Source organism: Catenovulum agarivorans YM01 (genome assembly GCF_000281085.1).
Classification (GTDB): Bacteria; Pseudomonadota; Gammaproteobacteria; order Enterobacterales; family Alteromonadaceae; genus Catenovulum; species Catenovulum agarivorans.
The window spans coordinates 386,719-413,069 of the sequence record NZ_JH767522.1 but is presented as its reverse complement, the minus strand read 5'-3'; the positions used below and the strand labels follow the sequence as shown (position 1 = coordinate 413,069).

The 26,351-nt window shown below is 39.7% G+C and carries 26 protein-coding genes; 18 read left to right on the top strand and 8 right to left on the bottom strand.

The genetic code is table 11. The features are described from left to right. The first annotated feature begins 7 nt into the window (after positions 1 to 7). On the top strand, positions 8 to 808 hold the full coding sequence (locus tag WSC_RS0104515; RefSeq protein ID WP_016954720.1) for a DODA-type extradiol aromatic ring-opening family dioxygenase: 801 nt from the start codon (positions 8 to 10) through the stop codon (positions 806 to 808). Between the two features lie 178 nt (positions 809 to 986). Here WSC_RS0104515 and WSC_RS0104510 read toward each other — a convergent pair whose 3' ends face one another. From WSC_RS0104510 to hemH, 3 genes are all read right to left on the bottom strand, one after another. Beyond that, complete coding sequence (locus WSC_RS0104510; protein ID WP_026016660.1) at positions 987 to 2,552, bottom strand: DEAD/DEAH box helicase; 1,566 nt, start codon at positions 2,550 to 2,552, stop codon at positions 987 to 989. A gap of 756 nt (positions 2,553 to 3,308) precedes the next feature. Continuing rightward, positions 3,309 to 4,652, bottom strand: a complete 1,344-nt coding sequence (locus tag WSC_RS0104505; RefSeq protein ID WP_016954718.1) for an MATE family efflux transporter — start codon at positions 4,650 to 4,652, stop codon at positions 3,309 to 3,311. Between the two features lie 153 nt (positions 4,653 to 4,805). Continuing rightward, positions 4,806 to 5,891, bottom strand: coding sequence for a ferrochelatase (gene hemH / locus WSC_RS0104500; RefSeq protein ID WP_016954717.1), 1,086 nt, complete (start codon positions 5,889 to 5,891; stop codon positions 4,806 to 4,808). 637 nt (positions 5,892 to 6,528) lie between these two features. Here hemH and mnmG point away from each other — a divergent pair. From mnmG to WSC_RS0104420, 16 genes are all read left to right on the top strand, one after another. Further along, positions 6,529 to 8,421, top strand: a complete 1,893-nt coding sequence (mnmG, locus tag WSC_RS0104495) for a tRNA uridine-5-carboxymethylaminomethyl(34) synthesis enzyme MnmG (protein WP_016954716.1) — start codon at positions 6,529 to 6,531, stop codon at positions 8,419 to 8,421. Beyond that, complete coding sequence (gene rsmG / locus WSC_RS0104490; RefSeq protein ID WP_016954715.1) at positions 8,421 to 9,089, top strand: 16S rRNA (guanine(527)-N(7))-methyltransferase RsmG; 669 nt, start codon at positions 8,421 to 8,423, stop codon at positions 9,087 to 9,089. The genes mnmG and rsmG overlap by 1 nt, the downstream gene beginning before the upstream one ends. 15 nt (positions 9,090 to 9,104) lie before the next feature. Then, a complete protein-coding gene (locus WSC_RS0104485) occupies positions 9,105 to 9,893 on the top strand; it encodes a ParA family protein (RefSeq protein WP_016954714.1) in 789 nt (262 codons plus the stop codon). Positions 9,894 to 9,911: 18 nt separating this feature from the next. After that, positions 9,912 to 10,820, top strand: a complete 909-nt coding sequence (locus WSC_RS0104480; protein ID WP_016954713.1) for a ParB/RepB/Spo0J family partition protein — start codon at positions 9,912 to 9,914, stop codon at positions 10,818 to 10,820. Between the two features lie 142 nt (positions 10,821 to 10,962). Then, positions 10,963 to 11,373 carry an ATP synthase subunit I gene (locus WSC_RS0104475; RefSeq protein WP_016954712.1) on the top strand — a complete coding sequence of 137 codons (411 nt, stop codon included), beginning with the start codon at positions 10,963 to 10,965 and terminating at the stop codon, positions 11,371 to 11,373. 18 nt (positions 11,374 to 11,391) lie between these two features. Further along, entirely contained in the window at positions 11,392 to 12,243 is an 852-nt protein-coding gene (gene atpB / locus WSC_RS0104470) for a F0F1 ATP synthase subunit A (RefSeq protein ID WP_016954711.1), read from the top strand. A gap of 49 nt (positions 12,244 to 12,292) precedes the next feature. Further along, complete coding sequence (gene atpE / locus WSC_RS0104465; protein WP_016954710.1) at positions 12,293 to 12,514, top strand: F0F1 ATP synthase subunit C; 222 nt, start codon at positions 12,293 to 12,295, stop codon at positions 12,512 to 12,514. Positions 12,515 to 12,571: 57 nt separating this feature from the next. Next, on the top strand, positions 12,572 to 13,042 hold the full coding sequence (atpF, locus tag WSC_RS0104460) for a F0F1 ATP synthase subunit B (protein WP_016954709.1): 471 nt from the start codon (positions 12,572 to 12,574) through the stop codon (positions 13,040 to 13,042). A 12-nt stretch (positions 13,043 to 13,054) separates the two neighbouring features. Beyond that, the gene (gene atpH, locus WSC_RS0104455) at positions 13,055 to 13,588 is read left to right on the top strand and encodes a F0F1 ATP synthase subunit delta (protein ID WP_016954708.1); all 534 of its coding nucleotides are present in this window, start codon (positions 13,055 to 13,057) and stop codon (positions 13,586 to 13,588) included. Positions 13,589 to 13,600: 12 nt separating this feature from the next. After that, positions 13,601 to 15,142, top strand: coding sequence for a F0F1 ATP synthase subunit alpha (gene atpA, locus WSC_RS0104450; RefSeq protein ID WP_016954707.1), 1,542 nt, complete (start codon positions 13,601 to 13,603; stop codon positions 15,140 to 15,142). Between the two features lie 40 nt (positions 15,143 to 15,182). Next, on the top strand, positions 15,183 to 16,043 hold the full coding sequence (gene atpG / locus WSC_RS0104445) for a F0F1 ATP synthase subunit gamma (RefSeq protein ID WP_016954706.1): 861 nt from the start codon (positions 15,183 to 15,185) through the stop codon (positions 16,041 to 16,043). A 31-nt stretch (positions 16,044 to 16,074) separates the two neighbouring features. Continuing rightward, positions 16,075 to 17,460, top strand: a complete 1,386-nt coding sequence (atpD, locus tag WSC_RS0104440; RefSeq protein ID WP_016954705.1) for a F0F1 ATP synthase subunit beta — start codon at positions 16,075 to 16,077, stop codon at positions 17,458 to 17,460. A gap of 18 nt (positions 17,461 to 17,478) precedes the next feature. After that, positions 17,479 to 17,901, top strand: coding sequence for a F0F1 ATP synthase subunit epsilon (locus WSC_RS0104435; protein ID WP_016954704.1), 423 nt, complete (start codon positions 17,479 to 17,481; stop codon positions 17,899 to 17,901). A 110-nt stretch (positions 17,902 to 18,011) separates the two neighbouring features. Next, on the top strand, positions 18,012 to 18,404 hold the full coding sequence (locus WSC_RS0104430; protein WP_016954703.1) for a hypothetical protein: 393 nt from the start codon (positions 18,012 to 18,014) through the stop codon (positions 18,402 to 18,404). Further along, the gene (locus tag WSC_RS0104425; protein ID WP_169315454.1) at positions 18,367 to 19,185 is read left to right on the top strand and encodes a hypothetical protein; all 819 of its coding nucleotides are present in this window, start codon (positions 18,367 to 18,369) and stop codon (positions 19,183 to 19,185) included. The genes WSC_RS0104430 and WSC_RS0104425 overlap by 38 nt, the downstream gene beginning before the upstream one ends. Positions 19,186 to 19,290: 105 nt before the next feature. Beyond that, the gene (locus WSC_RS0104420) at positions 19,291 to 20,382 is read left to right on the top strand and encodes a bile acid:sodium symporter family protein (RefSeq protein WP_016954701.1); all 1,092 of its coding nucleotides are present in this window, start codon (positions 19,291 to 19,293) and stop codon (positions 20,380 to 20,382) included. 18 nt (positions 20,383 to 20,400) lie between these two features. Here the strand turns inward: WSC_RS0104420 and WSC_RS0104415 are convergent, their stop codons facing one another. From WSC_RS0104415 to WSC_RS0104395, 5 genes are read right to left on the bottom strand one after another with little or no spacing between them, the layout of a single operon-like run. Further along, positions 20,401 to 21,258, bottom strand: a complete 858-nt coding sequence (locus WSC_RS0104415) for a hypothetical protein (RefSeq protein WP_016954700.1) — start codon at positions 21,256 to 21,258, stop codon at positions 20,401 to 20,403. A 27-nt stretch (positions 21,259 to 21,285) separates the two neighbouring features. Further along, on the bottom strand, positions 21,286 to 22,431 hold the full coding sequence (locus WSC_RS0104410; RefSeq protein WP_157447181.1) for a hypothetical protein: 1,146 nt from the start codon (positions 22,429 to 22,431) through the stop codon (positions 21,286 to 21,288). Between the two features lie 2 nt (positions 22,432 to 22,433). Further along, entirely contained in the window at positions 22,434 to 23,579 is a 1,146-nt protein-coding gene (locus tag WSC_RS0104405; RefSeq protein WP_016954698.1) for a hypothetical protein, read from the bottom strand. Beyond that, on the bottom strand, positions 23,579 to 24,451 hold the full coding sequence (locus tag WSC_RS0104400) for a hypothetical protein (protein ID WP_016954697.1): 873 nt from the start codon (positions 24,449 to 24,451) through the stop codon (positions 23,579 to 23,581). The genes WSC_RS0104405 and WSC_RS0104400 overlap by 1 nt, the downstream gene beginning before the upstream one ends. A gap of 22 nt (positions 24,452 to 24,473) precedes the next feature. Beyond that, entirely contained in the window at positions 24,474 to 25,388 is a 915-nt protein-coding gene (locus WSC_RS0104395) for a hypothetical protein (protein ID WP_016954696.1), read from the bottom strand. Between the two features lie 264 nt (positions 25,389 to 25,652). Here WSC_RS0104395 and WSC_RS0104390 point away from each other — a divergent pair, with 264 nt between their 5' ends. Beyond that, positions 25,653 to 26,231: an LPP20 family lipoprotein gene (locus WSC_RS0104390; RefSeq protein WP_016954695.1), complete on the top strand. Its 579-nt coding sequence runs from the start codon at positions 25,653 to 25,655 to the stop codon at positions 26,229 to 26,231. Positions 26,232 to 26,351 lie beyond the last annotated feature (120 nt).

Below are 26,351 nucleotides of genomic sequence, written 5' to 3'. Positions count from 1 at the left end.
AATCAATATGCATAAAACCGCCAGTTTATTTTTATCTCATGGTGCGCCAAATCGAATACTAAAGACGCATCCTGCTAATGATTTTTTGAAAAATTTAGCCACAACAGATTTGTTTACCAAAGCAAAAGCGATTGTGATTATGTCGCCACATTGGATAACTAAACAACTCAGCATTAGCGCAACGGGCACTTTATCCAGCATAAATGACTTTGGCGGTTTTGAGCCTGAGTTATACCAACAACAATATCAAGCAGAACAGGCGCAGTGGTTAACTGACGCTGTCAGTAATGTTTTATCCAATGGAAAAATTGACTTTTCTACCGTTAAACAAGGGTTAGATCATGGTGCTTGGACTGTATTAAAACTAATAAATCCGAATGGACAATTGCCTGTATTAGCAATGAGTTTACCTGTATTAACTGGGTTTAATCCGGGTGAAAATATGTCTGCGTATATACAGTTGGGTGAAAAACTTTCAGCTTTAGCCGAGCAAGGTATTATTTTTATTGGTTCAGGTAGCGCAACCCACAATTTATCTAGGCTGAGTTTAAATGGAAAAACATCCAGTTGGGCAGTCGAATTTAGCGAATGGCTGCAGCAGCAAGTTGCTGAAAATAACTTAACTGCATTAGCTAGTGCCTATCTATCAAACTCACATATGCAGAAGGCGCATCCACGACCAGATCATTATTTACCTTTGTTGATTGCCACTGGCATTCATTCTTCAAAGAAAAATATGCAATCCAAGCTACTGCATGACAGTTACGAATACGCCAACTTAAACAACAGCAGTTTTATCTTTAGTTAATAATGTGTGGCTAATCTAAATCCTGAATAATAAATAAAATCAGAAAATTACCCTAAAAATCAACGAGGATTTTTAGGAACAAGCTGGGAAAATCTCGAAACGATATATATCGTTTTGAGATTTTTTGTAATTTTAATCAGGAAAAATTAGTAAACTCTATGCCTTTTGCAGCGTAAAACTAGTCACCTTGCTTAATAGAAAACCTTCGACCAGCAGGGCGACGTTTGCCATTGTTATTATTGTCAGCGCGCGAAGGTGTTTGTGGTTTATCCGTCAACGAATTCGCATAAGGATCAGCATTATTTGATTTATCATCAGCCTGTTTTACCCGTCTGCGACCAACAAAATTGTCCGCATTGTTGTTTGCACGAGTTGAGGTATTCGCACGTTTCTGACCTGAAGGTTTAGCAGATGTTTTATTTTTTTGTTCAGCTTTACCACGTCGAGCATTGTCAGATTTTGAATTTTGCTTACGACAATTTTCACTCGAATTAGCCTTACCCTGCCCTTGCTCTGCTTCACTTTGCGCTTTAGCGTTTTTCAGCTTCTTAGGTTTTTTTGCTTTTAACGGTTTTGGATCTTCTGGGGTTTCTGGCAATGAATTTTGCGCAGGCAATTTTGGATGTTCAAAACGTTTAATCTTTTTGCCAATTAGTCTTTCAATAGCAATAAGTTGATCAATTTCATCCGCACAGACAAATGACACTGCATGGCCAGTTGCACCAGCACGACCAGTACGACCAATTCTGTGCACATAATCTTCAGCAACGTGTGGCAAATCGAAATTCACAACTTGTGGTAATTGATGAATATCTAAACCACGTGCAGCGATATCCGTTGCTACTAAAATACGTATTTCACCAGCTTTAAAACCAGCCAATGCTTTAGTGCGTTGCCCTTGGCTTTTATCCCCATGAATAGCAGCTGCATTAATCATTTCTTGAATTAATTTACGCGCAACTCGATTCGCCCCATGTTTAGTGCGAGTAAACACAATTGCCTGAGTCCACTTTTGCTGCTCAATTAATTTAATCAACAAAGCATTTTTATTGTTTTTATCCACCGAATAGAGCGACTGCTCTACTAAATGGGTGGTGCTATTTTCAGTATTCACTGATATTTCAGTTGCAGGGCCAATCACTTGTTTAGCAAGTTGGCGAATGTCAGCTGAAAAAGTCGCAGAGAATAATAAGTTTTGTCTTTGTGTTGGAAAAAGTTTTACGATTTTTTCGATATCACGCACAAAGCCCATATCCAACATACGGTCTGCTTCGTCTAATACCAATACTTCGAGCTCATCAAACCTAACTGCATTTTGTTGATACAAATCGAGCAAACGACCTGGCGTTGCAATCAAAATATCCGCCCCACCACGTAAATTTTGCATTTGTGGATTAATTTTAACCCCACCAAATACCACAACAGATTTTATTTTGGAGAACTGAGCATAAGTTGCTACGTTATCTGCTACTTGTGCCGCGAGCTCTCGTGTTGGCGTTAATATTAAACACCTAACTTGGTTACCGCTTTGTTTATTGTTTTTATTGCTGGCTAATAATTTATGCAAAATAGGTAAGGTAAAACCTGCGGTTTTGCCAGTACCTGTTTGCGCCGCCGCCATGACATTTTTACCCGCCATAATCACAGGTATAGCTTTTTGTTGGATGGGCGATGCGGTTGTATAACCTTTAGCGTCTATTGCGCGTAATATTGGATCGGCTAATTTAAGCTCGGCAAAACTGATTTGATCTGTCATTTAAACTCTTCAGTGGTATAAAAAAGATAGGTGCCAACTGCAAGTATCGGCAGGCAGTAGAGGTTAATTATCGCAAAACCGCAGCAAGTACGTCCATGTAAGCTTCGCTTTTTCATCCCTGAAAAAGAAATTTTGCTCTAAATTAACCTCTACTACCTATAATGTCTGCAAACTATTACTTTCGACTATCGTGAAAAAACCTAGATAACCGAAATTGAATTAGCGACAAGTGTAAAGCATTTATCAACAACTACTAACTAAAGTTTGCAGGTTAGCTTCAAACACCCAACTTTTTAGTGCAGCAATTCCGAGGTAGATAAGTGTCTATTTGAATGCTGATTTTCTAAAACTTCATAAGGCATGGATGCCTTATGCGAGCGACCATGAAAGGTGAACAGCGTTTTTAGAAAATTATGCTTCAAATGGGCATAAATGCACTATACCCCAGCGCGTTATTAACCCAGTTTAAATACCAACCACAACATTAAAGCAAATAAGGTGGTTGGGATTGTTTTTCGCAAAACTTCCACTCGGCAGGGGCGAATCAAAACCGAAGCACCGCTTCGCAGTTTGATGAGGTGGAGCCAAGGAAGGCGACAGGACAGAAGCTTCATGGACGAAATATTTAACCAAAACCTTAAAATTACTTCTGGTATTTTGCGAAAAATATCGCAACCAACTTGACCTTAATTAGCACATTAATCTAGCGATATAGATGCCATCAAAGATAGTGAATCACCCAAACTAAGCCGACACAAACGACTTAGTTTGCCAACGTCCACTGCGCCATCGCCAAAACATCAACAAACCACGCGTCCATTCATCAATAGCCAAAGCAACCCACACACCAACCAAACCATAATCCAACACAATGCCCAACCAATATGAAAGTGGTACAGCTATGCCCCACATAGACAAAACGCCCACATACAAAGGAAATCTTGCATCACCAGTTGCGCGTAACGCGTTAATCACAATTAAATTAAAGGTACGGCCAGGCTCCATAAACAAAGTAATAATAAATAACTGGCTAACTAAACTCAGCACAGCTTGGTCTTGGGTTAATACATCAATAAAACTTGGGCCGGTAACAGATACAACCCCAGCCGTAATGGCAGTCACAATAAAGCCTAACTTTAACGCTTTAAATAACTGCGCTCTCGCCTGCTCAACTTGTTTAGCGCCTATCATATGGCCAATAATAATTTCGTTGGCCAAACCAATAGACAAACTAAATAACAAAATAAAAGTGCAGATTTGGAAATAATAAGTTTGTGCCGCTAATGCTTTTTCACCCATTAAAGCAACAAACGAGGTAATTAACATAAACTGCAGCATCCAAGATAAGTTCTCACCCGCTGCGGGTAAGCCAATGTGAAACACCTTGGCTAAAATGTGTTTTTTCGGTTTTAAAATGGGTTTGATATAAATGTGAATACCAGTGTATTTAACCACTAATCCAGCCAAAATGATCATACCAACAACACGGCCAACAGCTGTGCTAATAGCAACACCAGCTACGCCATATTCAGGAATACCAAACCAGCCGTATAACAAAAATAAATTACCAACAAAGGTAATTAAATTCATGATCAAGGTTACCCACATAGCTTGTTGAGTAAATCCATGCGCGCGTATGGTTGCAGCTAAACACAAACCTATAGCTTCGGGTAACAAACATAAGCCGATAATTTGCAGATAAATTTTGCCATCAGAGTGTAAATGTTCAGGCAAATTCATTAAATGAACTATGCTATCGGCACCAAAAATAATGGTTAATGCGGCAACTAAACCTACAAATAAATTAAAACCAATTGATGAATAAACCACATGGCGCGCTGCCGTTTTATTATCCGCACCCAAGTATTGGGTTAACACCACACTGGCACCTATGGTGACAAAACTAAAAACAGTGATCGCAAGTTGAAAAACTTGATTGCCAATTGCCAGTGCAGCAACACCTTGCGATGAGATATGGCCAATCATAAAAGTATTCATAGCCGCAGTAAAAAAGTGCAAAGCCATGTCGATGAACAATGGCCAGGTGAGTGCGAACAAAGAATATTTTTTAACCGAACTTATCTGCATGTATAACCAATTATTAAAGCGCTTTCATAGGGGCGCGCATTAAACATGAATATAGGTTAAAAATCCAGCAAATCTAGCTAAAGTTCGAAGTTTATTTTGCCCCTTAAAGTCATTTAAACTAATTTTAAATAACTGCTAACCGAAATTTAATAACTAACAGTCAAATAGATCTTTTTTGTTATTATATTCGGCTGCCCTTTGATCTAAGTCCTGAGGCGTTAGTTGCCAGCCAGTTATATTATCAGCGACTAAACTAGCCAACATTTGAATATGCTGCTCATCACTATTCAGTGCTTCAATATAATTGTAAGTTTCACCGCCCGCTTCAATAAAATATTCGCGATTTTCTTCGCCAATTTCTTCTATTGTTTCAAGGCAATCCGCACTAAAACCAGGGCAAACCATATCAACTGATTTTATGCCATCTTGAGCTAATTGTTTTAGCGTATGGTCAGTATAAGGTTTTAACCATTCTTCGCGACCAAAACGGCTTTGAAAACAAGTTAAATATTGCTCTTTGTTTAAACCCAGTTCTTCTGCAAGTAAACGACTGGTTTTATGACATTCACAATAATATGGATCGCCTTTAGTTAAATAGCGTTTGGGAATGCCGTGATAAGTCATTAGCAATTTTTGAGCTTGGCCATTTTGTTGCCAATGCGAACGAACTTTGTCGGCAAGTGCTTTTATATATAGGACATTGTCGTGATAATGGCTGACAAACCTGAAATCTGGTAACCAACGGCGTGTAGCAAAATCACGTGCCACCGCATCAAAAGTAGAGGCCGTTGTTGTAGCCGAATACTGAGGGTACATAGGTAAAACAACTAATTTGCGTACACCAGAACTCAACATTTTTTCTAGTTTATTACCAATACTTGGGCTGCCGTAACGCATGGCAAAATCCACCACTATATTGTCACCATATTGCTGGGTTAAATTAAGCTGTAATTTTTCAGCCTGATTTTGTGTGTGAATTAACAAAGGTGAACCCTGCTCTGTCCATACAGTTTGATAAGCTTTTGCAGAACGAGCTGGGCGAAAATTTAAAATAACCCCATTTAAAACAAACCACCAAAGTGCACGTGGCGCTTCTACTACTCGCGGATCAGACAAAAATTCTTTAAGGTATCTTTTGAGCGCACTTTTTTCAGGTTTGTCAGGTGTGCCTAAATTGACTAACAACACGCCCACTTTATCTTGTTGTTCGTGACTAAAACCTGAATTGGTTCGATACATTAAAGACCCCTTCTTATATAACTAAATACATCAATAAATTCTTCACCAGTATATACCGCAAAAATTAAATTAGATCACTGATCTGGCGTAAACAATCAATTGAGTTAATCGAAAATACTGATTATTAGTTAACCACTGTTAATAGGTTATTTTTTATACAAAAATGCGTTAAACTAGCATTTGCTGCAAATTTGTACGAAATGCACCAAGTCAGTATTCATCGGCCTGATCAATATTTGATCAAAGGTTGATCAGAGTTTGATCACTGCAAGATCACAAGTTATCCACATTTGCTGTTGAAAAAAGATCTGGATGTGGATAAACACTGAATATCAAGCGGATAAACTTTGATCAACCAAGGGATAAAAATTGGTGTAACATATGGGTGTGGATAAAAGGGCAAGTTATTTGCAGCTTGATCAAAGATTGATCAAATGATGATCACTTATTATTCAATTTGTAATTTCATGATCATTAAGGTTTTTTTGCCGTTACCCACAGAAAACGGCTTCAGTAATAACAGTAACAATAAAGATCTATATATAAATATATATATTTTTATAAATTGATTTCCAAAAATTTGCTTTGGCTATAAAATAGCCGCCCTTTTTTTGGGATCGACGTAAGACAGGTGTATATGCATTCTTTTGAACAAAATTTTGATGTCATTGTAGTTGGTGGTGGTCATGCTGGTACTGAAGCCGCAATGGCAGCTGCGCGTATGGGCGCAAATACCTTATTGTTGACCCACAATATTGAAACTTTAGGCCAGATGTCTTGTAATCCAGCAATTGGTGGAATCGGCAAAGGTCATCTAGTTAAAGAAATTGATGCACTTGGTGGCTTAATGGCAAAAGCAACCGACAAAGGTGGTATTCAATTTAGAACATTAAATTCGAGTAAAGGTCCTGCTGTTCGTGCAACTCGTGCACAAGCAGATAGACAGTTATATCGAGCAGCTGTCAGACAAGCATTAGAAAATCAGCCTAATTTAAAAATATTCCAACAAGCTTGTGACGACTTAATTGTTGAACAAGAGCAAGTTGTTGGTGTTGTCAGCCAAATGGGTTTGAAGTTTTTTGCTAAATCAGTGGTTTTAACAACGGGTACTTTCTTAGGTGGACAAATTCATATTGGTTTACAAAATTACAGCGGTGGACGTGCAGGTGATCCGCCGTCAATCGCATTAGCCAATAGATTACGTGAATTACCTTTTCGAGTTGGCCGGTTAAAAACCGGGACGCCACCGCGTATTGATGCAAGATCTGTCGATTTTTCTGTGATGCAAGAACAACCAGGTGACGATCCAGCACCTGTTTTTTCGTTTATGGGTAAACAAACTGATCACCCACAACAGATCCCGTGTTATATCACACATACCAATGAACAAACCCATGAGATTATTCGCGGTGGATTAGACAGATCGCCTATGTATTCTGGGGTGATTGAAGGTATAGGTCCGAGATATTGTCCATCAATTGAAGATAAAATTGTTCGTTTTGCTGATAAAAATTCGCATCAAATTTTTATTGAGCCAGAAGGGTTAACCACTCATGAACTATATCCAAATGGTATATCAACTAGTTTGCCATTTGATGTGCAATTAAATTTAGTTCACTCGATTCGCGGTATGGAAAATGCGCATATTACCCGTCCAGGTTATGCAATTGAGTATGACTTTTTTGATCCGCGCGATCTAAAACAAACACTTGAAACCAAATTCATTCAAAAACTGTTTTTCGCCGGACAAATTAACGGCACAACAGGTTACGAAGAAGCGGGCGCTCAAGGCTTATTGGCCGGTACCAATGCCGCTTTAGCTGCGCTTGAAAAAGATCCATTTGTGATCAGACGTGATCAAGCATACATGGGTGTGCTAGTTGATGATCTAACAACGCTTGGCACCAAAGAGCCTTACCGCATGTTTACTAGTCGTGCTGAATATCGTTTGTTATTACGTGAAGACAACGCAGACATTCGTTTGACTGAAGCTGGCCGACAAGTAGGTTTAATTGGCGATGAGCAATGGGCTTTCTACAACAACAAACTAGAAAGCATAGAGCAAGAAAAACAAAGATTAAAAACCACTTGGGTTCACAGCAAACACGCTGGGATTGAAGCGGTTAATGGCATGACAAAAAATCCTTTGCAGCGTGAACATTCGCTTGAAGAATTATTACGTCGTCCTGAAATAACTTATGAAAAATTGATGTCAGTTGAGTCGCTAGGCCCTGGTTTAGCTGACAAGGCGGCAGGTGACCAAGTTGAAATTCAGGTTAAATACGCAGGTTATATCGAACGTCAAAAAGATGAAATCGACCGAACTATGCGTAACGAAAATACCCGTTTACCAGCTGATTTTGATTATTCGCAAGTGTCTGGTTTATCAAACGAAGTCATCGCCAAACTCAAGGAATATAAACCAGAAACCATAGGTCAAGCGTCGCGAATTTCAGGTATTACACCAGCGGCAATTTCTTTGTTGTTAGTTTGCTTGAAGAAACAAGGTTTGTTGAGGAAATCAGCTTAATGTCGAATTTGCCAAGCCAACTTCAACAAATACTGGCTGATCTAAATTTAGCGGCAAGTGATCATCAGCGATCACAATTGCTCGATTTAGTTGCTCAGTTAGACAAGTGGAACAAAGCGTATAATTTAACTTCAGTGCGCGATCCCAAAGACATGATGATCCGCCATATTGCCGATTCACTTGCTTTGGTCGAGCACTTACCTAAAGGGCAAAAATACATAGACGTAGGTACAGGTCCCGGTTTGCCTGGCCTGCCTTTGGCGATTATGATGCCGGATAGTCAGTTTGTTTTGCTCGATAGTTTGGGTAAACGAATTCGGTTCATTCAACAAACTGTTTTTGCATTAGGTATAACCAATGTCACAGCTGTGCAAAGTAGAGTTGAGGAATATCAAGAGGTTAACTCATTTGATGGCGTGATCAGCCGTGCTTTTGCTTCACTTGAAGATATGCTCAGTTGGTGTCAACATCTACCCAAACAAGCCGACGCTGATAATCCATCTGCAAAAAAAGGTCACTTTTTTGCGATGAAAGGCGTTTATCCGCAGGAAGAAATTGATAAACTGGCGGCGAATTTCAAAATTGAACGTGTCGTTAAACTTAACGTACCGGGATTAGCTGAAGAGCGTCATTTAGTCGACTTAGTTGTAGACACAGAATCTGAATAACACAGTGAGGCGGTCATGGGAAAAATCATAGCAATCGCAAATCAAAAGGGTGGTGTTGGCAAAACCACAACCGCGGTTAATTTAGCCGCGTCAATGGCTGCGACCAAACGCAAAGTATTGTTAATTGATTTAGATCCGCAAGGCAACGCAACCATGGGAAGTGGTGTCGACAAATACGAAGTTGCGGCAACAGCCTACGAGTTGTTGATTGAAGAAATGCCACTTGACCAAGTGGTTGAAAAAGATACAACGGGTAAATACGATCTTGTTGCGGCAAATTCAGATGTAACAGCTGCTGAAATCAAATTGATGGAATGTTTTGCGCGTGAATTAAAATTGCGCAACGCTTTGGCCAGTTTTAAAAATCACTATGATTTTATCATCATAGATTGTCCGCCTTCGCTCAACATGTTGACTGTCAATGCTATGGCTGCAGCCGATTCTGTGCTTGTACCTATGCAATGTGAATATTACGCATTGGAAGGTTTAACCGCCTTGATGGACACCATCAACAAACTTGCATCTGTGGTGAATCCAGATTTGGCCATCGAAGGTATCTTACGCACCATGTACGATCCGCGTAATCGACTAGCCAATGATGTTTCAGAGCAATTAAAAACTCATTTTGGCGATAAAGTTTATCGCACTGTCATTCCTCGAAATGTTCGACTGGCTGAAGCACCGAGTTTTGGTAGCCCAGTTATGTATTACGACAAAGCTTCTGCTGGTGCTCGCGCCTATTTAGCTTTGGCTGGTGAGATGATCCGTCGAGCAGAAAAACAAAAAACCAAACAAGTAGCATAAAAATCAGGTAAAAAATTCATGTCGGTTAAAAAACGTGGTTTAGGGCGCGGACTAGACGCCTTGCTTGCAACAAGCAGTGCCAAAAGTCAGGTAGAGGCAAACAATGCAGCTGCTGAAAATTCATCAGAAACTCAAACAGCGCAAAAAGGCGAGTTGCGTAAACTGCCAGTCGAGTTTTTAAAACCAGGTAAATACCAACCACGTAAAGACATGTCTCCAGAAGCGCTTGAAGAACTCGCCAGTTCTATCCGCGCTCAAGGCATCATCCAACCAATCGTTGTTCGCCAAACCGGTGAAGATCAATTCGAAATTATTGCCGGTGAACGCCGCTGGCGGGCAGCGCAATTAGCTGGCTTAGATGTTATTCCGTGTTTGGTTAAAGACATTCCTGACGAAGCGGCTGTTGCCATTGCACTGATTGAAAACATCCAACGCGAAGATTTAAACGCGATGGAAGAGGCGATCGCACTTGATCGTTTGATGCAAGAATTTGAACTAACCCATCAACAAGTTGCCGACGCTGTGGGCAAATCGCGTACTGCGGTTACTAACTTATTGCGCTTAAATGGCCTTGAAGACGAAGTTAAAACTTTATTGGAGCATGGTGACATTGAAATGGGTCATGCTCGTACCTTGCTTGCGTTGGAAAGTGAACAGCAAGTTGAAGCAGCGCGTATTGTTGCTGCCAAAGGTTTAACGGTTCGTGAGACAGAAAAGCTCGTTAATAAAATTTTGGCTGGACCTGTTGAGAAAGCCGACAAAAAAGTTGATCCGGATATCGAAGCTTTGCAAAACGAATTATCTGAGCGCATTGGTTCAAATGTGAGCATTAGTCATAACCGTGCTGGCAAAGGTAAAATGGTTATTAATTTTGCCAACTTAGATACATTAGAAGGCATTATCGAAAGGTTAAGACAACAAGCTTAACAAAGTATTAACTGAATGATCATTTTCGATCATTCTTGCGTATACAAAGCTTGGTTTGCTTAGCTGTTTTCATTGAAAACCATGGAATATTCTGTATACTCTGCGAAAAATTTTGCATCACTTTTGTGCGTTGATTTAACGCGTGGTGCTTGCTAGCAACGTAAAGAGTTATATTATTTTGAACAAACTGGCCTTAGCGGGACTTGTAACCGCAAGTAAAATAATAGGTTTTCAGTTTTTCCTAGTTGCTTGCGTGAGCTTATTAATTTTAATAATTCAAAACCAAAACGCTGCATTGTCTTCGTTTGTGGGTGGTAGTTGTGGCATTTTGCCCAATATTGTTTTAGCGATGTTTTTATTTTCCAGCGCTGGGGCCTCACAACTTAAAACCACTATGAGTCGATTTTATCGAGGTTGTTCGATCAAATTGATTCTAACCAGCATAGTGCTGGCCGTTATTTTAAAATCGCAGTTGTTTTTAGTCGGTTTTGTTTTTTTTGGCTTTGCATTGGCGCTGGTCGCGCATGTATTAGCACCGATTTTTTTTCATTAACTTTATTGGGTAATAACAATGGCAGCAAATGGTGAGTCTCTGACTTCTCAGGGCTATATCCAGCACCACTTAACCAACGCCAAAGCATGTTTTACAGACCAAGGTCTGTCATTCAATTATGCTTGTAGCGACGCTGGTTTTTGGACTTGGCATATAGACACTCTAGGCTGGTCTATCTTCTTAGGCCTCATATTTATTCTAACCTTCCGCAGTGCAGCAAAAAAAGCAACAACAGGTGTGCCTGGCAAGTTTCAATGTGCAGTTGAGATGATTGTTGAGTTTGTTGGCAAAAGTGTTAAAGACACCTACCACGGTGATAGCAAATTAATTGCTCCTTTAGCGTTAACCATCTTCGTTTGGGTATTTTTGCTTAACTTTATGGACTGGATCCCAGTTGATTGGGTTGGTACCTTGACTGCAGTGATTGCAGGTGAATCTTGGCAGATTATTGAGTCTGGTCAGTCTCACGTTTATCACAAAATTGTACCTACAACTGACTTGAACATGACCTTTGGTCTATCTATCTCTGTACTTGCGTTAATGATTTATTACGCAGTTAAAATCAAAGGTGTTGGTGGTTTCTTAAAAGAGCTTTACGCACATCCATTTAATACACCTTGGTTATATTGGTTCAACCTAATCTTAGAAACTATCGCATTAATCGCTAAACCAGTTTCTTTGGCATTACGTTTATTCGGTAACATGTATGCGGCAGAGCTTATCTTCATCCTAATTGCAACTATTGGTTTATACCAATTACCAGTGCATTTTGTATGGGCGGCTTTCCACTTATTAGTTATCCCGTTACAAGCTTTTATCTTCATGATGCTGACAATTGTTTATCTAAGCATGATGAGTGAAAAACACTAAATTTTTAATTTAACTTTAACTTTAACTTTCAAATCTTTGGAGAAATAAAATGACATTAATCGCTGTTGCTATTTTGATTGGTCTAGGTGCATTAGGTACAGCACTTGGTTTCGGTTTATTAGGTGGTAAGTTCTTAGAAGCTTCTGCTCGTCAACCTGAATTAGCGCCTCAATTGCAAGTAAAAATGTTCATCGTAGCGGGTCTTATCGATGCGATCGCAATGATCGGTGTTGGTATCGCGTTATACATGCTATTTGTTATTGGTGTTTAAGATTACTTTAAGTAGCTATTTCTTGTTAAACATTGATAACTTACTAAGGGGGTCGTTGTGAATTTCAACGCAACTCTAATTGGCGAATCGATAGCATTTTTTGTATTTGTTGTTTTTACAATGAAATACGTTTGGCCACAACTAAATGGTGCAATTGAAGCTCGTCAAAAGCAAATTGAAGAAGGCTTAGCAGCATCAGAACAAGCTGAAAAAGACTTAGAGTTAGCTAAAAAAGAAGCGACTAATAAGTTGAAAGAAGCTAAATCTCAAGCTGCAGCTATTATTGAGCAGGCTAAGAAACGCGAAGCTCTTATCATTGAAGAAGCGGCTGATAAAGCACGTGCTGAAAGTGACAAGATTTTAGCTCAAGGCCAAGCTGAGTTAGAAGCTGAACGCAATAGAGCTCGTGCTGAATTACGTGCACAAGTAGCTGTATTAGCGGTTACAGGTGCAGAGAAAATTATTGCACGTTCTATCGATGCTAAAGCTCAAGCGGATATCCTTGACCAATTGGTTGAGGAACTATAAGGGGTAATTATTATGTCTGAATTGACAACTGTTGCCCGACCATACGCCAAAGCAGCTTTTGATTATGCTGTTGAGCACAATGCCATTGATAACTGGCTTGCTATGTTAGTGTTTGCTGCGGAAGTTTCTAAAAATGAAACTATCAAGCAGTTAATTAAAAGTACAGCTAACAAAGAAGAAGTGACTAAAGTTTTCATCGGCGTTTGTGAAGAGCAGCTTGACCAAAATGGTCAAAACTTAATTAAACTGATGGCTGAAAATAATCGCTTGAGTTTATTGCCTGACGTGGCGACGTTATTTTCTGAACTGAAAAACGAGTATGAACAAACAGTTGAAGTGGCTGTTACATCTGCCGTTGAGTTATCTGCGAAACAGCAAGATAGTTTAGTTCAATCATTAGAAAAGCGTTTAGCCAAAAAAGTTAAGCTTAATTGTCGTGTAGACGAGTCCATTGTTGGGGGCTTGTTAATCAAAGCTGGTGATACAGTGATTGATAGCACGATTCGCGGAAAATTGGATCGACTAGCAACTAGCTTGCAGTCGTAGGGGAATAAGAGCATGCAACTGAATTCCACTGAAATTGCAGAACTAATCAAAAAACGTATTGAGAAGTTCGAAATCGTCAGTGAAGCTCGTAACGAAGGTACAATCGTATCTGTTACTGACGGTATCATCCGCATTCACGGCTTAGCCGATGTAATGCAAGGTGAGATGATTGAGCTTCCAGGTAGCCGTTTTGCTATCGCATTAAACTTAGAAAGAGACTCTGTTGGTGCGGTTGTAATGGGCCCATATGCAGACTTACAAGAAGGCGCTAAAGTTAAAGGTACAGGTCGTATCTTAGAAGTGCCAGTAGGTCCTGGTTTATTAGGCCGTGTGGTAAACACATTAGGTCAACCAATCGACGGTAAAGGCCCAATCGAAAATGATGGCTTTGAACCAGTTGAAAAAATTGCTCCGGGTGTAATCGATCGTCAATCAGTTGATGAGCCTTTACAAACTGGTTATAAAGCAATCGACTCTATGGTTCCAATCGGTCGTGGTCAGCGTGAGCTTATCATAGGTGACCGTCAAATCGGTAAATCAGCTGTTGCTATCGATGCAATCATCAACCAAAAAGGTACAGGCGTTAAATGTATCTATGTTGCGATTGGTCAAAAAGCATCTACGCTTTCAAACGTTGTTCGTAAATTAGAACAACATGGCGCGTTAGAGCACACTATTATCGTAGCAGCAAATGCTTCTGAATCAGCGGCACTTCAGTACCTAGCACCTTATGCTGGTTGTACTATGGGTGAATACTTCCGTGACCGTGGTCAAGATGCATTGATTGTTTATGATGATTTGTCTAAGCAAGCTGTTGCTTACCGTCAAGTTTCATTATTGTTACGTCGTCCACCAGGTCGTGAAGCTTACCCAGGTGACGTTTTCTATCTTCACTCACGTCTACTTGAGCGTGCATCTCGTGTTAACGCGGATTACGTTGAAAAGTACACTAAAGGTGAAGTTAAAGGTAAAACAGGTTCATTAACTGCATTACCTATTATCGAAACTCAAGCTGGTGACGTTTCTGCTTTCGTACCTACTAACGTAATTTCAATTACTGACGGTCAGATCTTCTTAGAAACTGGCATGTTCAACTCAGGTATCCGTCCGGCAATCAATGCTGGTATCTCGGTATCTCGTGTTGGTGGTGCAGCGCAAACTAAAATCATCAAAAAATTAGGCGGTGGTATTCGTCTAGCTTTAGCTCAGTATCGTGAACTTGCAGCCTTTGCTCAATTCGCTTCAGATTTAGATGACGCAACTCGTGCACAATTAGAGCACGGTCAACGCGTAACTGAATTAATGAAGCAAAAGCAATTTGCTCCATTGAGTGTTAGCTTAATGGCTGTTTCATTGTTCGCAGCGGACAAAGGTTTCTTGAATGATGTTGAATTAGACAAGATCCTTGCTTTTGAAGCCGCTCTTCATTCATATGTAAAATCTGAGCATGCAGAATTAATGGCTAAAATCGATGAGAAAGGCGACTATAACGCTGACATCGAAGCTGCATTAAAAGCTGCTTTAGAAGCATTCAAATCGACTCAAACTTGGTAATAAGTTGAGTCTACGATTAATTTAATCGGAGTGAAGAGAAATGGCCGGCGCTAAAGAGATAAAAGGTAAAATTGGCAGTGTTCAAAACACTCAAAAAATTACCAGCGCAATGGAGATGGTTGCAGCGAGTAAAATGCGTAAAGCACAAGATCGCATGGCAGCTTCTCGTCCATACGCAGAAAGTATGCGTAAGGTGATCGGTCATATCGCGCTTGCAAGTTCTGACTATAAGCATCCTTATATGGAAGAACGTGAAATCAAGCGCGTAGGTTACATTGTTGTTTCAACTGACCGTGGTCTTTGTGGCGGCTTAAACACCAATTTGTTTAAGCAAGTTATCAAAGAGTACGCTCAGTGGCGTAAAAAAGATGTGGCAGTAGACTTTGGCGTAATTGGCGCTAAAGCAACCTCATTCTTTGACAACTTTGGTGGCAATATTGTTGCTCAAGCTTCTGGCTTAGGTGACAAACCATCAGTAACCGACTTAGTAGGTTCTGTGCAGGTTATGTTAAAAGCATACGAAGAAGGTCAAATCGACCGCTTGTATGTGGTTTACAATAATTTCGTAAACACCATGACACAAACCCCTACGATCGATCAGCTTTTACCTTTGCCTAAAGGCGAGGTGAGCGAACAAAAACATAATTGGGATTACATATACGAGCCAAGTGCAGAAGCAATTCTGGAACAATTATTAACTCGTTATATTGAGTCTCAGGTATATCAGGCTGTTGTTGAAAATGTCGCGTCAGAAATGGCAGCGCGAATGGTAGCAATGAAAGCTGCAACCGATAACGCAGGCAACCTGATTAAAGAATTGCAATTAGTCTACAACAAAGCGCGTCAAGCAGCGATTACTCAAGAATTGAGTGAAATCGTCGCTGGTGCAGCGGCAGTTTAGGCAAAGGCAGCAACGATTTAGAGGAAAGATAATGAGTTCAGGTCTAGTCGTTCAAGTCATCGGCGCGGTTGTGGACATTGAGTTTCCACAAGGTTCTGTACCGCAAGTATACGATGCGTTGAAAGTAGAAGAAGGCGATATCGCTGGTCTGACGATAGAAGTTCAGCAGCAATTAGGTGGTGGTGTTGTTCGTGGCATCGCTATGGGTTCTTCAGATGGTTTACGTCGTGGTCTTAAAGTTGTGAATACTGGTGAGCCAGTATCAGTACCTGTAGGTATTAAAACTTTGGGTCGTATCATGGACGTTTTAGGTAACCCAATTGATGAAGCGGGTCCTATTGGTGAAGAAGAGCGTTGGTCTATCCACCGTGAAGCACCAAGCTATGAAGAGCAAGCTAACTCAAACGATTTATTAGAAACTGGTATCAAAGTAATCGACTTAGTATGTCCATTCGCTAAAGGTGGTAAAGTTGGTTTATTCGGTGGTGCTGGTGTTGGTAAAACCGTAAACATGATGGAGCTTATCCGTAACATCGCTATCGAGCACAGTGGTTACTCTGTATTCGCTGGTGTTGGTGAGCGTACTCGTGAAGGTAATGACTTCTATCATGAAATGAACGATTCTAACGTACTTGATAAAGTTGCGTTGGTTTACGGTCAGATGAATGAGCCACCGGGCAACCGTTTACGCGTAGCGTTAACTGGTTTGACTATGGCAGAAAAATTCCGTGACGAAGGTCGTGACGTATTATTCTTCGTAGATAACATCTACCGTTATACACTTGCTGGTACTGAGGTATCTGCATTGTTAGGTCGTATGCCATCTGCGGTAGGTTACCAGCCTACTCTTGCTGAAGAAATGGGTGTTTTACAAGAGCGTATTACCTCTACTAAAACTGGTTCAATCACTTCAATTCAAGCGGTATATGTACCTGCGGATGACTTGACTGACCCGTCTCCAGCAACTACGTTCTCGCATCTTGATGCAACAGTTGTATTGTCACGTAACATCGCTTCTTTGGGTATTTACCCAGCGATCGACCCACTTGACTCAACTTCACGTCAATTAGACCCATTAGTTGTTGGTCAAGAGCACTATGAAGTTGCTCGTGGTGTGCAAATTGTTTTACAACGTTACAAAGAATTAAAAGATATCATCGCTATCTTAGGTATGGATGAATTATCTGAAGAAGATAAGCAAATCGTTGCTCGTGCTCGTAAGATCCAACGTTTCTTATCTCAGCCTTTCTTCGTAGCTGAAGTATTTAACAGTACACCTGGTCGCTACGTACCATTAAAAGATACTATTTCTGGATTTAAGGCTATTTTGGATGGTGAGTACGATCACCTACCTGAGCAAGCTTTCTACATGGTTGGTGCCATCGAAGAAGCTGTTGAAAAAGCTAAAAATCTATAAACCAGCCGGAGGTGAAGGATGGCAGCTATGACAACTCAATTAGACGTAGTCAGCGCCGAAGAGAAAATCTTCTCCGGTCTAGTTGAATCTATCCGTGTAACGGGTGTTGAAGGTGAGCTTGGTGTTCAATATGGCCATGCTCCACTTATTACACCAATTAAACCGGGTATGATTAAACTGGTTAAGCAGTTTGGTAAAGAAGAGCTGATTTACTTATCTGGTGGCGTACTAGAAGTTCAACCTGACGGCATTGTCGTTTTGGCTGATGTGGCGGTACGCGGTGATGACCTTGATGAGCAAGCAGCTGTTGAAGCTCAACGTAGAGCAAGAGAGCATATTAACAATGCTTCTTCTGATCTTAACTATGCTGAAGCTGCTATGGAGCTTGCAAAAGCCGTAGCCCAGATTAGAGTTATTGAAGAGCTTAAACGCCGCAAATAATTCTGCTGGAAAGAACTTTAAAAAAACCGCGTTTATCGCGGTTTTTTATTGTCTTAAATTTATGTTTTAATTAAACTTTCTATTCAATTTAAACTTATTAAAGGGATTTTATGCAATTTAAATCTATTGCCCTATCGAGCATATTCACTTTTTTACTGACCGCCTGTAATAGCCAAAATATCCAAGTTGATATTGATGGCGGTGAACAAACTCCTTCATACAAAAATTTAGTTGAAAGCGAAGACTTATATAATTTTTATGGTCACACTTATTCAACTATTTTTTCGTCGGACAGTATCGCTAATTACTATGGCTTTTCTTTTCCTACCTCTGATATATATATCGATTTGTTTAGTGAACAATATGCATGGAATAATGAGTCTAAGAGCTGGAAATTAGAGACAGACTTTCTGCCAGATGAAGATGATGATTCTGGTTCACCTGTTCACCTGTTCACCTGTTTACATGTTGCTCGATACTGGATGGCAGTCTTCTACAGCTAATCAGTTGTTGGTAGAGCACTCTTACGATAAACAAGGTAATTTACTCAGCCACTATAAAGTTGATGGAACAACTGTAGCTAGCTATAAGTTTTCTTTGGTTGATGAAGAAGATATCTCAGGCAAACCCATTGCCGATTTTTTAGATATTGAGGATGAAAATGTTACACCTACTGGTAATGTTTTTCCTGCTGGCGCAATACAATTTACTACTAAATTTGAAGGACTTTTAAGTGTATATCGAGTTGCAGCCACAGAAACTTGCATAGTTGAATATGTAAGTATGGACGGAAGTGATGATCCAATACGCCTTGAGTATTGCGAAACTGAAGAAGCGGTAATAAAGCAGCCTGATATTGAACAGGCGTTAACAGAGGTATCTGAATTATATAGCGAATTTAAGGATATTTGGTTAGCTTTACCGACAGAGGGCAGTTCTATCACTAAAGATGATTTATCTATTACCCATATTCGTTTTAGCCAGGCAGGGGAGATTCGTTTTCAAGTAGAAGACGAGTTTGAAAATACTAGTGAGATAAGCATTCAAGCTGGTTTAACAGAACAGGTTGTTAACGGTGAAACTTTGTATTTTGTACCATTCCCTGCTGGATATGAAACAGAAGATTCAGCCGAATGTTTTATCGCTCAAATAGAAGGTAGTTTACACTTTGGCCTTCACTTTGCTGCAAACAGTGAACAGTATCCGTTTGATGACACAGATGTTATCACCAACAAAATAGGCTTAGATGCACTAAAAGCTGAATTCGAATTAATAGCTGATTAACAATTCAGCAAACTAATATCTTTTATAGTTTTAGCAACTTTGAGCTAGTGAATATTATTTGCGACTATCTTTTAATTGTTGAATAAATGTTCAAGGAATTATTAGATGGTCGTAAACAATAATAAAATTTGGCCGGTTTGTACTATAGGTGCATTAGTCGCTGGGCTTGCTCTGCTGTTCGCTCTTAGCACGGATATTGGCGGTGTGTTTATTACACTGGGGTTTATATTTGCTGCACAGGCATTAAAACAGACAGATAATTTTAACAACTTAGCTTTTACCTTACTTATTTTTGCCGCTGTTAGTGCCTCGCTTTTTTATCCACAAGCTTTTAGCCATATTGGCGAATTCAATTTAAAACAACTGATTGTCCCTTTGCTTATGCTGATTATGTTTGGCATGGGCTGTTCGTTATCAGCAAAAGATTTTGCTGCGGTAATTAAAACACCCAAAGCTGTTGGGGTGGGGCTGTTATGTCAGTTTAGTTTAATGCCAATTATAGGTTTTGTGTTGGCGAGCATGACTGATTTACCACCTGAAATCGCCGCGGGTATCATACTAGTTGGCTGCTCACCAAGCGGCTTAGCATCAAATGTCATGGCCTTTATTTCAGGGGCTAACTTGGCGTTGTCGTTAACCTTAACTGCTGTCGCAACTCTACTCGCACCGTTCGTTACGCCTATTTTGATGAGTATACTGGCTGATCAGTATGTAGAAATTAACGTGATAGGCATGTTTTTAAGCATCTTAAAAATCGTTATATTGCCAATTGTTTTGGGGGTTGTTGTGAACACTTTGTTTAAGAAGAATTTAACCCTTATCAATAAAATTATGCCTTTGGTTTCCATGGCAGGCATAGCGTTAATTATTGCTATTATTACCGCTGCTGGGCGTGATGCCTTGTTGAGCATAGGTCTAGTACTTGTTGCTGTGGTAATTATCCACAATGTACTAGGTTATATTCTAGGTTACCGGCTGGCTAAATTATTTGGTTTAGATGAAGCTTCCGCTCGAACAATTTCATTTGAAGTTGGTATGCAGAATTCAGGGCTTGCATCAGGCATAGCTGTGGAAATGGGTAAGGTTGCCACTATGGGACTGGCTCCGGCCGTTTTTGGCCCTTTTATGAACATATCTGGTTCGGCTCTGGCAGCTTGGTGGCGTAAGCGTACGCCCAATCAAGCCGAAACAAGCTAGCTTTAATAAACGGCGAGGCTATGACTCGCCGTTAAACTCTTTATTTAACGCCTTTAAATAGCGCCCAATCGCGGCTTCTATGCGTATTTTATCCACTTTGTGCTGCGCACTGTCTACGTCATTTTTAAACTGGGCTTTAAGTTGAATAAAATACGCAGACTCGCTGCCTGTTTGTTTATATTCAGCTTTTAATACTTCAACTTTATCAAACTCTGCTTCACTGTGGGTCGCGACTGTATCTTGTTCAAGCATGTAATTATTGATAACAGTGCCCGCTGTTAATTTAATGCTGCGCTGTTCACTGATTTGTTTAAGTAGCGCGCTGGTTGCTTCTTTTCTACAGCTTATTTTGTTGTTGGTTGGGCATGGGTACTCAATGCTGTCAGTGACTGAGTCTGTTGATAACTGATTTTTATTAACAAGGTAGTCAATTAATTTTTGTTTATTCGTTTTGTTTGTCGCCGTATGTTGTTTGACTGCATCACTAATTTTTTCATGTAAACTCGCATATTTTAATTCAATTTCTTTACACTGAGCGCTGCGTTTTTGTATCGAGTCTCGTTGTTCACGTAGTGACATCACTTCCATTTCGGCAAACTGGCGTTCAGCTTGTGGGGCAGCACTATTCATTATTTGTTGCTGCTGTTCTAGTTGGCGTTGTAGGTATTGGTTTCTATCTTTAATGCTGGCTAATTTGGCTTGGCAGGCCTGATAACTGGTTTCTAGTTTTTGTTGTTGTTCTTGTGTGACTAACTGAGCTAAATGGCTTTGTTTAAGGTTATCCAATAAAGTTTGATAGGTTTTATCCTCGTTAGCTTGTGTGGTTAGTGTGATGCTAACCAACATCAAGCTGAATAATTGGGCTAATACTTTCATTTTAAATTCCTTTAACTTTTTCAGCTGTTATTTGGCAATTAAAGCCTGTTCAATTAATAGATATTCTAGCTGCTGTATTATTGTTTGCTGATGCTGAGGTAATGACATATGCGCCTGAATCAGTTGATTAACTTGATGCGATTGTTTGTTCGATACAGTAATTAAACTGGGATCATTTTGCCATTGCCAGATAATCTGTTTGTTTAAATTGGTTACTTCAAGTTCAATTAAATTTTGGTAACCATTTGCCTGTTCAAGCATAGAAGACTTTGCTGTAACCTGCATGTCCGCAGCTGTAACTGAATTGGCTATAGTTATATTGTGTTCTGTCAACAAAGTGAGTAGCTGACGTTTAAGCGCAAAAGGCTCTGCAGATACATATATGCTGCTAGTCGCAATTTTTTTCACTAGGGTGTTAAGTTGTTGCTCGAGTTTTTGCCGGTTTAAACTAACTAACACTTGTACAGTAAAGTTTTGTTGAGTTTGTTGTTGACCAAGCACTTGCCAATCATTAAACAAATTTTGCACATCTGCTAATTTAATTTTGTTCGCGTGTTTTGTTAGCAATGCAAATTTTCCCGCACCTTGTTCGGCAACTAATTGAATATTGTTTGATACTGAATTTTGCAGTGCTTGCTGCATAGCAGCATCAAAAGCTTGTTGATTTTTATCTACCTGCAACATGTCTACTTGGGCTTGGCTAAATTGCCACACTGTCGTTGGTGATGTTTGCCAGTCGATATTTAGGCTAGGGGCGGTTTGTTGGGCGCTAGGCGATAAAATGAGTTTGGCTTGAATACAGGTTTCATTGCCTTGCCAATAAGGCTCGGCAAAATCTAGCTGTTGCTGATGATTTTTTAACGCGGATGCTATTTGAGTAAAATCAATAGCAGCAGTTGAATCAACCCTTGTTGATGTCGAGCTATTTGCCAACAAATCGGCTAAATCCATTCTAGCTTGATTAGCTAGGTATTGAATAAACGAGTCAGTTAGCGACTGTTTTAAGCTTTCTGTCACTCGGCTACCACGTCCGTATTCACAATTATTCAGGTTTAATTCGACACCCTGTTCTATCAGTAGCATGCTAGGTTGTACATTTGCAGCATTGGCTGTTAGCAATGGTAAGCTAACCACAGCAACAATCATTCCTTGTATCCAAGCCTTAGTACTCATGTTTATAACCTGTTATCTACGTATTCTTGAGGCGCGCCAACTGAAACAACATATATTTTTTGATTACTGTTGGGACGGAAAATCCCATCATTGCTTTGTTGTTGAATTTTTTGCGCTAGTTTAGAGTTTTTCCATTGGACGATACGGCCATTCGCCGATGTTTTAGATGGATTAACTTCTGCTACACCTATTGGATCGACAAAACCGGCTTCATAAACAAACACTATCATGGTTTCTTTCGGTAAAATGCCCGCGTTTTGTCCGCGGTCGATAGAAATTTGGTTGCCTTTAATGCCCATAACTTCGCCGCTTGCCGGTAGCTCTGAAAGTAGGCGTGTAACCATAACGCTCAAACCTCGGCTGGCCATATCTGACATAACGGCTTGCACGTTTTGCTGATCTTGATAATTAAAACCAGTGTAGTATCGGCCAGACACTTCGGTAAAAACTAATTCGTCGTGGCTGCGCACTTCTTTCGATTCCACTCTAATTTTACCAATGTTGGGACTTGCAAGTTTTTCTTGGGTGAAAGGGTCTAGCACTGATGCTGTCATCTCTAAAAAGTATTGTGCAACACCATTGTATTCACCATAAAAACGGTCAGCGGTTTTAAGTGTATCGACTTTTAAAATATAATCTGGGTTGATTGCTCGATTTGTTGATAACTTTTGCGCTGTTGCAGCTGCATTATTGGCTAATTGTTTTTCGATTTCTTGCTGAATGGTTTTATCATCTTGAGTGATAATGCGAAATCGGTTTAACCCTGCAACCATGTTTTCTAACATTAGCTCAATTTGCTGATTATTTACCGCCGCCAGAGCTTGTTGCTCTGCCTTCTCGGCTTGTACGGTATTTTTATCAAAATATACCCGAATGGTTGGTTTTTTTAGCGGGCATCGTTCGTCTTCGTTATTGCGCTCAAAGGTACAGTATTTTAACCCTTGTGTATCAAAATAAGCGGGTACTTGAATGTCGGCATCGTTAAAAGCAAATGCTGATTTGGCGACCTGCATTTCACTGGGGTTAGTGCTGACAGCTTGTTGATTAGTTTGCTGACTAGGGTATTCAATTTTAGCTTTTGGCGTTGAACCACAGGCACTCAGTAACAGCGTGATTGAAGTCGTTAATGCTAGTTTAAATGTATTCATTATTTTCTCTGAGGTTGAGCTCTTTGATTTTGTTTTAGTTGAATTTGTTTGGTGATGTCTATCAGTGCTTTGTCATCTGCTATTAATGTATTAGCGTGTTGAGCTAGGGTTAATCTATCCATTAAGATACTGCTGGCTTTTTCAACTTTGTAATAATTGGCCAATAACAATAATCCTTCCATTTTTAAGAATTGACTCGGGTCATCTAACACTACTGTGCCCAGTTCAAGTACTTGCAAAGTAATAATGGCGGTTAGCTCGGCGTTTTTATTAAATATTTGTTGATTGGCTTTTTCGTATGCCTTGATTTTAGGGGCTATTTTTTCTGATGGTTTTTTTGCACCCTTGTCAAATTCGGCAATTGCAAGTGACAGTTCTTTTTCACTTTTACCTTGATTCGCACGTAAAAATGATTGCACATCTCTGTGGTTTAACGCCAGCGTGTTATAACTTTCTATTAAGTCGTATTGTTGTTTCGCGTATACCAAAGCTGTTTGTTGAACTTTATTAAAGGTATTTGAAATATTCAGTACCCCAAAACCTAGCGTATCCATGTCTTGTTTGAGCCGAGTTTCTTTTTCTGCTCGCTCTAATGTGGCGAAAGCTTCAGGTGTAATAATTTGATAATCTTGTTCAATTAACTCACGGGTTTGCCCGTCATCTAACAAGTGTACACCTGATATGGTATCCACAATAGACAAGCGGTTTGCGGTTTGTTGCTGTTTGCTTTTTTTCGCTTGTGGTTTGTTATTAGCGTTATTAACTATGTTGGTGGTTGCTTGGCTAACTGCTTGTTGAAAGCTTTGTATGTCTGTTGACTTGCAGCCAGTTAAACCTATACCTAACAATAATATTAAAATTTTGTTCGACATTATCTGTCCTTGTTATGACCTTTTATAACCACATTTTTTCGGAAAATGCGCTAATAAGTTGTTGCTGACGTTCACTTCTGTCGTTGGCAATTGCTTGTAAATTCAACTGATTTAAATTTTGCGGTTGTTCGCTGCTGGTAACCAACAGGTTTATTGCCAATTGTAATTTCTCCGCTGTTTTTTGTTGGTATTGGCCTAATATCACTTCACCACTAACAAAAATAGTTAACGGTTGTTGACCAATAAAACCAACTGCATTTTGGTATAAATTATTCTGAGCAAATAGATATTTGAGTTCATTAGGGACAACAAATTGATAGCTAAAACCAGCAGATGCATTTATCGCGTTTTGTAATAACGCTTGGTAATCTTGATACAAAGAATTTGAGTAAGCAAAAGCCTTGAGTAGCGCTATGTCTTTGAACAATTTACTCTGCATTTGCTTGAGCTGAAATTGACTAACCGCTAAGTGTGCTAAATTATTTTGCTGCTTGGCCAAGCTTTGCACTTGCTCAAGCTCGGTTAATCGTTGGGTCGCTTCTCTATGCAAGCTAGAGAAAAATGGTTGTTTTGCAACAGACACTGTTACTTGAATTTGCTCGGCTAACTTATTGGTTTTAATAACTTGGTAGTTATTGAAAGTGAACGGACGGGCGATTTGACTGCTCTGTTGAAAAAAAACACTGCTGTCATGTACGGCAAAGTTGTTGCGGCTTTGCTGTAATAAAGTATGAACTTGACTGCTTACATCTGAACTTAGACGTAAGCTTAAATTGGCCAAGGCATCTTCAATCGCGAGTTTTTCGTTATCACCAGTGCCAAGCGTATATAAATTACGGTTATCGTCGGCAGGAGCATTAAACTCGAATTGGGCAGTATTTGCACATGCTGATAGTAATAAAAAACAGCTTGTAATAACTAACTTAAATAATCGCATCCAAGCGACTCCCTGTTGATAAAATTATACTGCTTTGTTGAACGTTAATTAGAGCATAATTTTAGTCTAGTTATAATTAATTTTGCAGGCAAAAGTGTTAAATATCCCACAGCTTTTGCTTTGTTTGTGAAAGGTTACAAAATTTAACTTTACTCCTTCCTAAATATTTTACATGCTTATGCGGTTAATAAGGTTATGCATGAAGGGATTTGTAGGGCTTCATGTACAGCAAATACTTCTATTGTTTATTGGAAAGGAATTGATATGAATATCAAACGCATTGTTTTGGCTACGGGTTTTATGAGTGTTTTAGCTGCATGTGGTTCTACACAACAAGGTACAACATCATCTGTTGGTTCAAATATCCCTGATTGGGTATTAAACCCATTGGTTGAAAATGGCATTGCCGCTACGGATTGTGTGAAATTTTCGGGTAATTTGTCGGTTGATTCTAAAATGGCAGCAGCGAACAGTCGTGTTGCATTGGCGCAGCAAATTCAAACGAAAGTGGAAGCTTTAGATAAAACTTATAGCAGCCGCACTGACGCGAATGAAGAGACGACTGTTGGTACAACTTTTAGCTCGGTTTCAAAACAAATTACTAATCAAACTTTATCTGGTGCGCGTGTAATTAAAACTGACATTGTTAACATTGCTGGTAAAGATCATGTTTGTTCTTTAATGGAGTTAAATCCGTCTGCTACAGAAAACTTATTTGCGACTTTAGTTGAAAAAGCGGGTAAGAAAATTAATCCTGAAGATCAGCAGTTTTTGTATCAAGAATTTAAAGCATACAAAGCTGAGCAAGATTTAGCGGCTGAAATTGAGCGTTTAACTAACTAGACGCAACTATGGCCAAAAGCTGCATGGAGTATTTTTCGGAAAAACGCTGTAAATACTTCCATGTACGCTCTCAAACAACATCCATGTTGATTGAAGTTTTCCAAAAATCACTTCCATACA